Source organism: Streptomyces sp. NPDC054813 (assembly GCF_053611365.1).
In genome coordinates this window covers 387,289-399,560 of record NZ_JBSHAF010000004.1, presented here as the reverse complement: position 1 = coordinate 399,560, position 12,272 = coordinate 387,289, and the positions used below count along the sequence as shown (strand labels likewise).

Annotated in this window: 10 protein-coding genes; all 10 read right to left on the bottom strand. The window is 70.6% G+C overall.

Annotation, left to right across the window (positions count from 1 at the left end; all coding sequences use genetic code 11):
* Positions 1-23 precede the first annotated feature (23 nt).
* Entirely contained in the window at positions 24-1,355 is a 1,332-nt protein-coding gene (locus tag ACWGJB_RS10275; RefSeq protein ID WP_453379742.1) for a hypothetical protein, read from the bottom strand.
* A gap of 46 nt (positions 1,356-1,401) precedes the next feature.
* Entirely contained in the window at positions 1,402-2,427 is a 1,026-nt protein-coding gene (locus ACWGJB_RS10270) for a glutamate ABC transporter substrate-binding protein (RefSeq protein WP_453379865.1), read from the bottom strand.
* Between the two features lie 29 nt (positions 2,428-2,456).
* Positions 2,457-3,869 carry a hypothetical protein gene (locus tag ACWGJB_RS10265; protein WP_453379741.1) on the bottom strand — a complete coding sequence of 471 codons (1,413 nt, stop codon included), beginning with the start codon at positions 3,867-3,869 and terminating at the stop codon, positions 2,457-2,459.
* A 354-nt stretch (positions 3,870-4,223) separates the two neighbouring features.
* Positions 4,224-5,195: an N-acetylglucosamine kinase gene (locus ACWGJB_RS10260; protein WP_453379740.1), complete on the bottom strand. Its 972-nt coding sequence runs from the start codon at positions 5,193-5,195 to the stop codon at positions 4,224-4,226.
* Positions 5,186-6,454 carry a 6-phospho-beta-glucosidase gene (locus ACWGJB_RS10255; RefSeq protein ID WP_453379739.1) on the bottom strand — a complete coding sequence of 423 codons (1,269 nt, stop codon included), beginning with the start codon at positions 6,452-6,454 and terminating at the stop codon, positions 5,186-5,188. Before ACWGJB_RS10255 ends, ACWGJB_RS10260 begins: the two co-directional genes overlap by 10 nt.
* A 6-nt stretch (positions 6,455-6,460) precedes the next feature.
* Positions 6,461-7,357 carry a carbohydrate ABC transporter permease gene (locus ACWGJB_RS10250; protein WP_453379738.1) on the bottom strand — a complete coding sequence of 299 codons (897 nt, stop codon included), beginning with the start codon at positions 7,355-7,357 and terminating at the stop codon, positions 6,461-6,463.
* 2 nt (positions 7,358-7,359) lie between these two features.
* Positions 7,360-8,328, bottom strand: coding sequence for a carbohydrate ABC transporter permease (locus tag ACWGJB_RS10245; protein WP_453379737.1), 969 nt, complete (start codon positions 8,326-8,328; stop codon positions 7,360-7,362).
* 2 nt (positions 8,329-8,330) lie between these two features.
* Complete coding sequence (locus tag ACWGJB_RS10240; protein ID WP_453379736.1) at positions 8,331-9,674, bottom strand: ABC transporter substrate-binding protein; 1,344 nt, start codon at positions 9,672-9,674, stop codon at positions 8,331-8,333.
* A 71-nt stretch (positions 9,675-9,745) separates the two neighbouring features.
* On the bottom strand, positions 9,746-10,957 hold the full coding sequence (locus ACWGJB_RS10235) for an ROK family transcriptional regulator (protein ID WP_453379735.1): 1,212 nt from the start codon (positions 10,955-10,957) through the stop codon (positions 9,746-9,748).
* Between the two features lie 283 nt (positions 10,958-11,240).
* Entirely contained in the window at positions 11,241-12,074 is an 834-nt protein-coding gene (locus ACWGJB_RS10230; RefSeq protein ID WP_453379734.1) for a hypothetical protein, read from the bottom strand.
* Between the last annotated feature and the right edge of the window lie 198 nt (positions 12,075-12,272).

The window sequence follows — 12,272 nt, the reverse complement described above, 5'->3', positions numbered from 1 at the left end:
CGCCGCCGCATCCCCCTTGTCGCTCACGCTCCGGGCCCTCTCCGGTCCTCGGGACCGCTCTGCTGCGGCACCCGCGGCGCGGCCAGCGCCTCGGCCGCCGCCTGCTGATAGCGCAGCACCGCCTGCTCCGCGACCCGCAGGTCGCAGGGCGCGCTCCACAGCATCCGCCGGGCCGCGTCGTACCGCTCGATCAGGAACGGGTCCTCCGCCAGGCCATGGCGGGCCACCTTCGCCTTGTAGGCGTCCAGCCGGCCGCGCAGCTCCGCCCGTACCGCCAGCGGCGCGGTGACCGCCGTCAACGACTCACGGGCGCGCAGCAGTTCGTCCTCCGCCTTCTGCTCCAGGGACTCCAGGAGCGGCGACAGCCGGTGCCACTGGGCCATTCTGCGGTACTCGGCGGCCGTCGCCAGCTGCTCCTGCAGCGCGGTCGGCGGGCCGCTGACCACCGGCACCTCGGTCGCCGCGATCTTCGCCAGCACCTCACCGCGCGCGGTGCGCGCCTCGGCGAGGGTGCGGTCCGCCCGGGAGAGCACGTCCCGCAGCTTGAGCAGCCGGGCCTCCGCGTCCTGCCGGACCGTCAGCACGGCGTCGATCTCCCGCCGTACCTCCTCCAGCGCCCGCGCCTCCCGGTCGTACACCGTGGTGTCCGGCCGGCCGCCGCCCGGCGCCGAACTCCCCTGCGCCGGAACCCAGAAGGCCAGCGGGTCCGACACGACGTCCTCGCGGAGCCCGGTGAGGGTGCGGGTGATCCGCTCCAGGTCGTCGCCCGCCGGGTGCTCGCCCGGGCGCACCCCGACGGAGTGCGCCAGCTTGCGGGTGCGCTGCAGCTCGGCGGCGAGTAAATCGATCCGCGCGGGCAGCGCCGACCACACCGCGTCGGCGGTGACGACCATGTCCAGCGAGGTCGCGTACAGCTCGTTCATCCGGTCGACCAGGGTCACCAGCGAGAAGCGCTCGCTGAGCCGGCCGGCCGCGGACAGCAGCGTCGGCGCGTTCGCCGTCGCGGTGGCGCTGCCCGCCACCGTCACCGACTCGCCGCGCAGCAGCTCGGTCAGCTCCACCAGGTCCTCACGGCTGGACCAGCGGCGCCGGGCCCGGATCTCCCGGGCCGCGCGCAGGGTGTCCGTGTAGGCGTCGAAGTACGCCCACAGCAGGGTGATCGAGGCGTCGGCGGACGTCCACCGGTCCCGGGTCGTCCCGGTGAGCTCGGCGCCCTCCAGGAGCCTGCGGCCCGCGTGGTCCTGCAGGGCGAGCAGTGAGGTCTCGATCGCCTCGTGCTCCGCGCCGAGCCGCGCCAGCGCACGGTCCACCTCGTCCCGGTCCATCACCGGCCCGGCGGGGTCCGTGACGCCCATCGATCACCTCTCGCTTGCTTGTCGGGACCGGCCCTGCGGATGCGGGTCAGCTTGTGCGCAGGTACTGCGGCGCCGACGGTTTCGACGCCGCCGAGTCCGCTCCCAGTGTCGCCGACAGCCACTTGTCGTACGACGCCTGCCAGCCGTCGGCCCGGTAGCCGACCAGGATCTGATTGACCCGGCGTACCAGATCGGTCGCACCCTGTTTCATCGCCACGCCGTAGTACTCGGTCGTGAAGGCGGCACCCTTCAGCTCGACCGTCGGGTCCTGCGCGGCCTGGCTGGCGGCCAGCGCGCCGTCGGTGACCACCGCGTCCACCTCACCGAGCTGCAGCCGCACCAGACAGTCGAGTTGGTTGGGCACGGTGGTGGAGATGTCGGCCGAGGCGGCCAGCTTCCCGGACTTCCTGTCCGCGTCCAGTTTGGCGTACGCGGTCGAACCGGCCGCCGTGCAGATCCTCTTGTGCGCCAGCGTGCCGTTGTAGCCGGTGATCGACGACGACTTGGGCGCCAGCACCTGCTGACCGGTCTTGAAGTAGGGCGCGGAGAACGCCACGTCCTTCAGCCGGTCGCAGTTGATGGTCATGGTACGGACGACCATGTCGACCCGGCCGTCCTGGATCGCCGGTATCCGCTGGCTGGTCGGAATCGCCTTGAACTGCACCGCGTCGGGGTCACCGAGGACGTCCTGGGCGATCCGGTGCACCAGGTCGATGTCGAAACCCTCCAGCTCCGCACCCGAGTTGTTCGGGTTGCGGTAGCCCCAGCGGTAGCTGTTCTGGTCGATGCCGACGATCAGCTTCCGCTTGGCGCCGGTACGGGCCTTGATGGCGTCGATCGTCGTGCCGTCCGCGCTCGACGGCGACCATGTCTCGTTCTGTGCCTGGGAGTCGACGCAGCTGTCGGCCCTCGCCGGGCCGGCCGTGGCCAGCCCCGGACCGCCGAGCCCCTCGTCCGTCTCGCTCCCCCCGGCGGACTGGGTGAGGGGCAGCAGCAGGACGAACGCCAGCGCCAGAGCGCAGCCGACCGCCATCGCGCCCACTCCGCCCCAGCCCCGCAGGGAGGCCCGCATCCTCTGCACGAACACCGCCACGCCCCCTCTCACCGGTACTCCGAAAGCCTGCGCCCGATACCGAACAGCGCGCCCGACGCCGCCGCCACACCCAGCATGGCGGCACCGATCGGCAGTCCGGACATCGCGTCCCGCCCGTCGGTGGCCCGCTCCTGGAACTCGGTCTCCTCGTGGGCGAGAGCATTCTTCAGGTTCGCGTCGACGCTGTCGAAGCACTCGGCGGTCGCGCCCTTGGCGCCTATCACCTTGTCCAGCGCCGCCTGGTAGTCGCCGTTCTCGTCCTCGGTGCGGGCGTCGGCGTGCCGCTCCTTCCACACCTTCATGTTCCCCTCGGCCGCCTGCACGGGCTTGCTGCCCGCCGAGTCGTCCGCGAGCGCCGCGGCCTGGGTGAGGCCCTTGCCGAGGGCGGCCATGTCCTGGTCGAAGTCGTAGTAGTACGCGTCGTAGGTCTCACCGTCGACCGTGACCGTCTCCGCGCCCCGCGCGACCAGGCTGAGGTTCTCGTTCCCCCGGGCCTTCAGGGACGCGATCCGGGCGTCGTGCAGCACGTTCAGCGAGCGGACGCCGTGGTCGTACGAGCCGTCCAGGCCGGCGCGGGCGAAGGTGTGGCCGACGACCAGCCACAGCAGCGTGACGACGGTGGCCGCGGAGGCCGCGACCAGGCCGTGGTTGAGCACCCGGTTGGTACGGCGGTAGTGGCGCAACTGGGCCCAGGCGAGCCCGGCGAGGGCGAGCAGGCCGAGGACTATCGCCGCCCACGGGTACGGGGTCGCGTCCGCGTAGTCGGACGACAGCCGCGCGTTCTCCTTGGTGTAGAGATCCTCCGCCGCCGGGAGCATCTCCTTCTGCATCTTCTCGTTCGCGTATCGCAGGTAGGCGCCGCCGACCGGGTACCCCTGCCGGTTGTAGACGCCGGCCCGCTCGACGAGCCCCTTGTACTCCGGGAGCAGCTTGTTCAGCTTCGCCACGGCCGCCTCGGAGGGGGAGCCGGGCTCGGAGTTGGCGGCGGCGGTGACCAGCTTGGCGGCGGCCGTCCGGATGTCCGCCTCGTACCGCGCGCGGGAGGCCGCGGTCTCCTGGCCACCCGCCAGGAAGCCGCTGGAGGCCGCGGTGTTGGCGTCCGCCAGCGAACGGTAGATGTCGGCCGCGCCCGAGCTGAGCGGCTGGCTGCGGTGCAGCACGTCGTCGGCGGCGGCCGCGCGGTCGGTCATCTGCCAGGCGGTGACGGCACCGAAGGCGACGATCAGGACGGCCAGGACGGCGCCGATGAGCCGGAGCCGGCCGGGCTCGGTGGTGACGGCGGCGCGCACCTGCCCGACGCCCTCCGCGAAGGCGCTGCGGCGCGCGGGCGTTGCCTCGGGCGTGGGGGAGCCGGTCCGCTGTGCGGGCAGGACGGTGCCTGCGCCTGGTGGTGCCGCGCTCTTCGTCGGCGGGTGTGTCACTTGACCTCCCCCATGGTCATCCGGTCGCCGCCCAGTATCGCCGCCCGGACTGACATTCGGCACCGGCCGTCACGGGATCTTGATCCGATCGCAGCGGAACCCCTGCCCATGAATACGCCGGGGGAATCGGTTCGGTTCCGGAGGGGTGAATCGGTCGTGTTCGGGGCGCGGGCCGGTGGGGGCTGGTCGCGCAGTTCCCCGCGCCCCTTACGGGGGGCTCGTCGTAGCCGCGGGCAGTCGTGCCTCCCCCAGAGCCCGAAAGGCCTGGGGGACCCCCGGCGGCACGGGTGGGCGCGGGCGGCACCCTGCAAGCGCCGGTCAGCGTCCCCGCCCGCCGCGAGCCCCCGCCCCGGGTCACCCCTCGAAGTACGCCCGCACCCTCTCCTGCACGGACACCCCCGCCCCCACCACATCCAGCCCCAGCAGCGCCGCCCCCAGTACCGGCCGCGCCGTCACCACCCTCGGCACCGCCTTGGGCGCACGCGCCGCCAGCAGTTCCCTTACGCCGTCGTCCAGTTGCGGATGACCGCCCGTCAGCACGCCGCCCCCCAGCAGCACCGGCGTCAACTCGTCCAGCAGGTCGAGACGGGTCAGGGCGACCGTGGCCATCGTCGCGACCTCCTGCGCCAGCCGGTCCACCACCGAGCGGGCGATCGGGTCGCCGTCGGCCGCCGTCGCGAACAGCACCGGCGTCAGCTCGTGCCGGCGGCCGTACTCGACGTGCTCCAGGTGCAGCGCCTCGATCAGCGCGTACATGGACGTCAGCCCGAAGTGCGCCGGGAGGGTGTCGACCAGGGCCGTCGGCCCGCCGCGCCCGTCCTCCGCCCGCGCCGCGTGCCAGAGGGCCTCCTCGGCCAGCCCCCAACCGCCGCCCCAGTCACCGGAGATGCGCCCTATCGCGGGGAACCGGGCGGTGCGGCCGTCGGGGCGCATGCCCACGCAGTTGATGCCCGCCCCGCAGACCACGGCGACGCCCCGGGGCTCGGCCACGCCCGCCCGCAGGATCGCGAAGGTGTCGTTGCGGACGGTCACCGAACCGCCCCAGTCGCGGGCCGCCAGCGCGGCGGCCAACTGCTCCTCCTCCACCGGCAGATCGGCGTTGGCGAGACAGGCGGAGACATGGGCGACCGAGGTGACGCCGGCGGCGGCGTACGCCTCGGCGACCGCCGCCGCCACCTCGTCCACGGCCTGCTCCACGCCCACCACCGGCGGCCGGAAGCCGCCGCCGCGGGCCGTGGCGAGAACTTCGCCGTCCGCCGCCACCACCGCGACGTCGGTCTTGCTGTTGCCCGCGTCGATGGCGAGGACACTTGCGGTCAGGCCCACGCGAGGTGCTCCCGGTTGTGCGCGATCAGTCGGTCGGTGAGGGCTTCGGCGTACTCGTACTGGCCGACCAGGGGATGTGAGAGAAGGGCCTTGTAGACGCGGTCGCGGCCGCCGCGCAGCGCCGCCTCCAGGGCCAGTTCCTCGTACGCCGTCACGTTCGCCACCAGGCCGGTGAAGAGCGGGTCGACGTCCGGGACGGACAGTGGCACGGGTCCACCCGGGCCGACCGCCGCCTGCACCTCGATCACCGCGTCGTCGGGGAGGAAGGGGAGCGTGCCGCCGTTGTACGTGTTCACCACCTGGTAGGGGTTGCCGGCGCCGCCGAGCAGCGCCGCCGCCAGGTCCACGGCCGCCTCCGAGTAGTACGCGCCGCCCCGCTTGGCGAGCAGCCCGGGCTTCTCGTCGAGCGCCGGGTCGCCGTACATCTCCAGCAACTGCTTTTCCATCGCGGCGACTTCGGAGGCGCGGGACGGTTTGGTGCGCAGCTCCCGTACGACCTCGTCGTGCGCGTAGTAGTAGCGCAGGTAGTAGGAGGGGATCACGCCGCCCAGGCGGTCGAGGAGGGCCGTCGGCAGCTTCAGGTCGGCGGCGATGGTGTCGCCGTGTTCCCCGAGCAGCTTGGGCAGCACGTTCTCGCCCTCGGGGCCGCCGAGGCGGACCGCCGTCTCCCAGGTGAGGTGGTTGAGGCCGAGGTGGTCCAGGTGGATCTCGGAGGGCGTGACACCGAGCAGGTTCGCGAACTTCCGCTGGAAGCCGATCGCCACGTTGCACAGTCCGACCGCCCGGTGCCCGGCCTGCAGCAGGGCGCGGGTGACGATCCCCACCGGGTTGGTGAAGTCGATGATCCAGGCGTCCGGGTTGGCCCGGCGGACGCGTTCGGCGATGTCCAGGACGACGGGGACGGTCCGCAGGGCCTTGGCGAGCCCGCCGGCGCCGGTCGTCTCCTGGCCGATGCAGCCGCACTCCAGCGGCCAGGTCTCGTCCTGCTGCCGGGCCGCCTGGCCGCCGACGCGCAGCTGGAGCAGCACCGCGTCGGCGCCCTCCACGCCCGCGTCCAGGTCGGAGGTGGTGACGATGCGGCCGCTGTGGCCCTGCTTGGCGAAGATCCGGCGGGCCAGTCCGCCCACCAGTTCCAGGCGTTCGGCGGCCGGGTCCACCAGGACCAGTTCCTCGATGGGCAGGGTGTCCCTGAGCCGCGCGAAGCCGTCGATGAGTTCGGGGGTGTAGGTCGAGCCTCCGCCGACCACAGTGAGTTTCATACTTGGTTAACCCTTCACTCCGGTGAGCGTGACGCCCTCGACGAACGCCTTCTGGGCGAAGAAGAACACGAGGATCACGGGGGCCATGACCAGTACGGTCGCGGCCATGGTGAGATTCCAGTCGGTGTGGTGCATGCCCTTGAACGACTCCAGGCCGTAGGACAGCGTCCAGGCGCCCGGGTTCTCCGAGGCGTAGATCTGGGGGCCGAAGTAGTCGTTCCAGGCGTAGAAGAACTGGAAGAGCGCGACGGCGGCGATACCCGGTTTCGCCATCGGGATCACCACCCGCAGCAGGGTCCGCAGATCCCCGCAGCCGTCCACCTTCGCCGCGTCCAGGTACTCGTTCGGGATCGTCGTCAGGAACTGCCGCAGCAGGAAGATGGAGAACGCGTCGCCGAACGCCATCGGCACGATCAGGGGCCACAGGGTGCCGGAGAGGCCCAGCTGCTTCGCCCAGAACAGGTACATCGGGATGATGACCACCTGCGGTGGCAGCATCATCATCGAGATCACCAGCATGAGTGAGAGATTGCGGCCCCGGAAGCGGAACTTCGCGAGCGCGTACGCCACCGGCAACGAGGAGACGACCGTCAGGACGGTGCCCAGACCGGCGTAGAACAGCGTGTTGCGCCACCAGGTCAGGAAGCCGGGGGTGTCGAAGACCTTCCGGTAGTTGCCCCACTCCCAGGTGTGCGGGATCAGGTCGCGGCTGAGCGCCTGGCTGTCGCTCATCAGCGAGGTCAGGAAGACGAACACGAAGGGGAGGGTGAAGAAGAGGGCGGCGGCGACACCGAGGGAGTGGACCGCCACCCAGTTCAGCAACGCCTTGCGGCGGGCGGTGCGTTCGGCCGAGGTCATCGGCTGCGGGGTCACGTCCACCGGCCGGTCCAGTACCTGGGCCATGTTCAGTCACCTGCCTGGATGAGACCGCCCCGCCGCCGCATCAGGAACGACGTGAACACCATGGACAGGACGAAGAGGACGAGGGCGACGACACACGCGGAGCCGTAGTCGAAGCGCTGGAAACCGAGGTTGTAGACGAGCTGGGGCAGGGTGAGCGTCGACTTCTCCGGATACCCGGGCTCGAACTGGGTGCCCGCGCCCTGGATGACCCCCGAGGCGACCTTCCCGGCGATGAGCGGCTGGGTGTAGTACTGCATCGTCTGGATGACACCCGTGACGACCGCGAACATCACGATCGGCGAGATGTTCGGCAGCGTCACGTACCGGAAGCGCTGCCAGGCCGACGCGCCGTCCAGCTCCGCCGCCTCGTACTGCTCCGCCGGCACGTCGAGCAGCGCGGCCATGAAGATGACCATCAGGTCGCCGATGCCCCACAGCGCCAGCAGGGTCAGCGCCGGCTTGGACCAGGTGGGGTCGTTGAACCAGCCCGGGGCCGGGATGCCGATCTTCTCCAGGATCGAGTTGACCGGGCCCGTACCGGGGTTGAGGAGGAAGGCGAAGGCCATGGTGGCCGCGACCGGCGGGGCCAGGTAGGGCAGATAGAAGAGGGTGCGGAAGACACCCGTACCCGTCTTGATCTTCGTGATGAGCATGCCGATGCCGAGGCCGAAGACGACCCGGAGCGAGACCATCACGACCACGAGCCAAAGGGTGTTGCGCATCGCGGGCCAGAAGTAGGGATAGTGCTCGAAGACGTACGTCCAGTTCTTCGTGCCGTTCCACGTCGGCGGTTTGAAACCGTCGTAGTGCATGAACGAGAAGTAGACCGTCGAGATCAGCGGATACGCGAAGAAGACCGCGAAGCCGATCAGCCAGGGCGACATGAAGGCGAGAGTGCGAAGTGCTTGTTTCCTGCGCTTCGCCACAAGGCCAGAGTTGCGGCGCTTCGACGCCAGTGTGATCGTGCTCATCGCTACTTCGCCTGCGCGATGTCCGTGTCGATCTGTGCGGCGGCCTGCTTCAGGCCCGCCTTCAGGTCGGTGACCTTGCCGCTCTCGTAGTCGTAGCCGAGCTGCTGGATCGTCACCAGGTACACACCGCCGTTGACGGAGGCGGGTGCCGTCGTGGAGTCCGGGTTCGCGGCGATGTCCAGGAACGTCTTGAACCGCGGGTCGTACTTCAGCTTCGGCGACTTCAGGGCGGCCAGCGTGGAGGGCACGTTGTGGATGGCGTTGGAGAAGTTCACCACCGCGTCCGTGTCGGTGCTGATGTACTTCACGAACTCCCAGGCCGCGTTCTGCTTCTTGCTGGTGGCGGCGATGCCGGCGATGGTGCCGGTGATGTAGCCCTTGCCGTACTGGGCGGCCTGGTCGTCGGGAACCGGCATCGGGGCGACGCCTATGTCGAACTTCGGCTTGGCGTCCAGGGCCATGCCCAGCCGCCACTCACCGTCGAGCTGCATGGCGACCTGGCCGGTCTGGAAGGGGTGCTTGGGGCCCCACTCGTCGCCGAGCGTGGCGCGGAACGTCTCCAGCTTCTTGTAGCCGCCGAGTTGGTCGACGAGGTCCTTCTGGAGCGTGAAGGACTTCTCGAAGGCCGGGTCCTTGGCGACGTTCGACTTGCCCTGGCCGTCGAAGTACGTCGGCGAGAACTGCCCGAGGTAGTGCTCGGTCGTGGTCTCCCAGCCGTGGTAGTCCGGCATGAAACCGAGCTGCTTGTAGCTGTCGCCCTGGGTGATCGTCAGTTTCTTGGCGTCGGCCTCGAATTCGGACCAGGTCTTCGGCGGAGTGGTGATGCCGGCCTTCTTGAACGCCGTCTTGTTGTAGTAGAGCCCGTACGCGTCCCCGAGCAGCGGCACCGAGCAGCGGTTGCCGTCGAACTGGGTGTACTCGTTCATCGCCTTCGGGAACGTCGTTTGAGGGTTGACGCCCGCCTTCTTGAAGAAGGGGTTGAGGTCGACCAGCGCGCCCGAGTCGCAGAACTTGCCCACGCTGTTGGTGGTGAAGGACGAGATGACGTCCGGGGCCTTGTCGCCGCCGGTGCGCAGCGCCTGGTTCATCTTGTCGTCGGTCATGTTGCCGACGACGTTGACGTGGATGTTGGGGTGCGCCTTCTCGAAGCCGGCGATCAGCGCGTTGACGGCCTTGACCTCGCTCGGCGCGCTCCAGGCGTGCCAGAAGTTGATGGTGGTGTTCGCGGAGGCGTCGTCGGTGGCGCCGGAGGAGGACTGGCCGGTACAGGCGGTGAGAAGGGCGAGCGAACTGGTCAGGGCAGTCAGGGCAAAAGCCGTCTTTCGGGCAGCGGAGGGTATGGGCATGGCAAGGTCTCCCAAGGGCGGGCGGTGAGGGAAGGGGCCGGTGCGGGGGGCTGGTGCGGGGCTGGTACGGGTCAGCGCGAGGTGTCGAAGACCTCGTCGCGGGTGGTCGCGAGCGCGCTCTCCAGTGCGCCGCGCAGCACGGGGTGTTCCTGGACGTCGCCGACGACGAGCCGTGGCCGGGCTGCCGCCAGCTCCTCCAGTTCGGCCTGGACCAGGGCGCGCAGCACTTCGCCGCCGGAGGTCAGGACGGTGCCGCTGAGGACGACGAGTTCGGGGTCGAGGACGGAGACGAGGGAGGCGAGACCGGTGGCGACCCGGGTCGCGTAGGTCCGCAGGAGTTCGTGGTGCGGGCCGCTGCCGTGATCGGCGGCGCGGGCGACGAGCGCGGCGGCCACCTCGGAGTGCGACCCGGTCGGCAGGTCCCCGATGCCGAGCGCGCCGGCCAGCCTGGGCAGTGACTGCGCACCGGCGAGTTCCTGGTAACCGCCGCTGTTGGCCTTGATGACCTGGCGGACCAGCGGGGTGCCCGGCACCGGCAGGAAGCCGACCTCGCCGGCGCCGCCGGTCCAGCCGCGGTGCAGCCGGCCGCCGAGGACCAGGGCGGCGCCGAGGCCCTCCTCGTTCCACAGCAGCACGAAGTCGCCGTGGCCGCGGGCCGCGCCGAGCCGCTGTTCGGCGATGGCGACCAGGTTGACGTCGTTCTCGTACTCGACGGGCATCGGCAGCGCGGCGGCGAGGTCGTCGAGCAGCGCGGGGGAGTGCCAGCCGGGCAGGTGCGAGGCGTAGCGCAGCCGGCCGGTGTTGGGGTCGAAGGCGCCGGGCGTGCCGATGACCAGCCGGCGGACGTCGTCCCGGGCCAGCCCGGCCGTCTTCACGGCACCGTCGAGGGCGTCGGTGACCTGCCGTACGACGGACTGGGCCGACCGCCGCCCCGGGGTGGGCAGTTCGTACTCGCCGACGGTACGGCCGGTGACGTCGGCGACGGCGGCCCGGATCCGGGCCGGGTTGACGTCGAGGCCGGCGGCGTGGGCGGCGCCCGGATTCACCGAGTACAGCTGGGCGTTGGGGCCCGGCCGGCCCTCGCTGGTGCCGGTCGCCAGCACCAGCCCGGCCGCCTCCAGGCGGGCCAGCAGCTGGGAGGCGGTCGGCTTGGAGAGGCCGGTCAGCTTGCCGATCCGGGTCCGCGACAGCGGGCCGTGCTCCAGCAGCAGGTCCAGTGCGGCGCGGTCGTTCATGGCGCGGAGTACGCGCGGGGTGCCCGGCGTACCGGCGGTTCCTGCCATGCGGTTCGACACCTGCCTTTCCAGCCGCTCAGTTTCCCAGTGACCTGGGTGATCCGTCCACCCCGGGTGACGCTTCGGGATCACGCACGGGGGTCACCCGCCCGGGACCGCTCACCCATGATCACTGTTAGGAAAGTTTCCTGTTGGCTGGAAAACGTAGGCCGCCGGAAGGAGAGCGTCAATAGCCCGACTGCGCGGCAACCCACTCGTTACCTGGGCTCGGACGCGCGAAGGGCCCGTCCGGAAGACCGGACGGGCCCTTGTGGTGAGGCGACCGCAGGTGCTACTTGACCTTGATGAAGTCGCCCGTGGCCGTCGCGGCCGCGGTGGTCGTCGTACCCGCGAAGACGTAGCGGTAGTAGCCGCTCTTCGACGCCTTCACCGTGGTGGACAGGGCGCCGCCGGTGCCGGAGGTGATGCCCTTGACGTTCGTGTACGTCTTGCCGCCCTCGGGGCGGAACTGCAGGACGGCCTTCTGTCCCTGGTAGCCCTTGTACGCGAAGGCGTCCCAGTCCGCCCGGGTCAGCTTGCCCCTGACGGTGATCGTCCTGCCCTTGGCCACCGGCTCCGGGGAGGCGTCGGCGGTCAGCTTCGCGGCGCGCTGCACCTGGGCGGTGCCGAGGTTGCCCCAGATCGCGGTGCCGGAATTGGAGCTGAGGAAGTCGTCCGAGACGGTGCCGTCGATGTAGCTGTAGAAGCCGCCGGCCTTCCAGGTGGTGGCGTCGGCGGCCTGGAGCAGGCCGTCCTCCGGGACGAAGACGATCTTCTCGGAGCAGCTCGCGGTGACGGTCGTGTCCGTCGTCGCCGTCGTCGTGCAGGTGGGCAGGTCGTCGGGCCCGGCGATGTTGCCCACCGACTTCAGGGTGCCGCGGTAGAGGATCACGCCGGCGAACGACGAGTCGCCGTCCACGTCCACGCCCACGGGCCGGGTCAGGGTGTACGTCACCGGCACGTGCACCGTCTTGGTGGTGCCGACCACGATCGCCTTGCCGTTGTTCACCTGGATGCCGGTGAACTTCAGGTCGGGCGTGGTCGGGGCCGCGGAGGCGGCGGGCGCCGCGACACCGGCCAGGGCCAGGGCGCCGGACAGGGCGGCGCCTATGGCGAGCTTTCTCATGTGTCCCCACATTCGCAACGGGTGCCCGGGCGGCTTCGCGCTCCAGAACAAGGACCCGTGGTGGAGCGACCCTAGATCACTGCGAGATGGGCGGAGGATGCGGGGGTCCTGTGAAGAACGTCCGGGTGCGGCCCGGTCCCCCGCTCCGTGATCACGACTCCGTCACGATCTTCGTCACCCCTGGTCAAACGCGCCCCG